General features: G+C 74.4%; 1 protein-coding gene and 1 pseudogene. Both read left to right on the forward strand.

All coding sequences use genetic code 11. From position 1 onward, the window contains the following. Positions 1 to 247, forward strand: a pseudogene (locus tag ACWCV3_RS29020) (hypothetical protein); the annotation flags it as partial. Between the two features lie 56 nt (positions 248 to 303). Further along, positions 304 to 1,079, forward strand: a 776-nt coding sequence (locus ACWCV3_RS29025) for a C40 family peptidase (protein ID WP_451230372.1), incomplete at its 3' end; no start/stop codon positions are given.

Below are 1,079 nucleotides of genomic sequence, written 5' to 3' on the forward strand. Positions count from 1 at the left end.
CGCCACCGGACGACCACCCGTCCACCTGTCGGACACGCAGGTCAGCATCCTCGCCCAGTTGGCCACCGGCGCCACGATCCGGGAGGCCGCCGAACGCCTCGGACTGCCCCAACCCACCTGCGCCTCCCGGCTGTCCGAGGTGTACCAGCGGCTGGACGTGGCGTGGATGGACAAGGACCACCGACGCCCCGAGGCGATCCGCCGCGCCCGCGATCTGGGGCTGCTGCCCGGACCCGTGGCGACCTGAGCCGTTTGGCGGTTTCGCGTCTCGCACCTACCGTGCCCGGCCGGAGGTGGTCATCAATGGCCAAGCACCACACGTATGTCGGCGCCGCGCTGGCGGGCACCGCCGGCGCCGTCGTCACGCTGCTGAGTACCGGCACCCCCGCCGCAGCGGCGAGCACGACGACCTGGGACAAGGTCGCCAAGTGCGAGTCCGGTGGAAACTGGGCGATCAACACCGGGAACGGCTACTACGGGGGACTCCAGTTCAGCGCATCCACCTGGGCGGCCTACGGGGGCCGCTCTTTCGCTTCCCGGGCCGACCTCGCCGGCCGGGGCGCGCAGATCACCGTGGCGGAACGGGTCCTCGCCGCGCAGGGCCCCGGCGCCTGGCCGGTGTGCGGAGCCCGCGCGGGCCTCGCCCAGGGCGGGCAGCGCGCGGCGGTATCGACTCCACGCGCGACCACGCCGCCGCAGAGGGTGTCCAGCGCGGCCTCACGGGCCGTCTCCTACGCCCGCGCCGCACTCGGCAGGCCGTACGTCTACGGCGCCACCGGCCCGAACTCCTACGACTGCTCCGGGCTCACGCAGGCCGCATGGCGGGCAGCCGGCGTCTCCATACCGCGCACCTCGCAAGCGCAGTGGGCCGGCCTGGCCCGCGTCGCCCCGTCCGACGTCCGCCCCGGAGACCTCGTCGTCTACAGCGGGGCCGAGCACGTCGCGCTGTACGTCGGGGGCGGCCGGATCATCGAGGCGCCGCGCCCCGGCAGGACGGTGCAGACCGCGCCGTGGCGGTCCGGGTGGTACGCGACTCACTTCGTCGGCGTCGTCCGGCCGTCCGGGGTGTCGGTGGTCGT

The organism is Streptomyces sp. NPDC001781 (assembly GCF_053596035.1).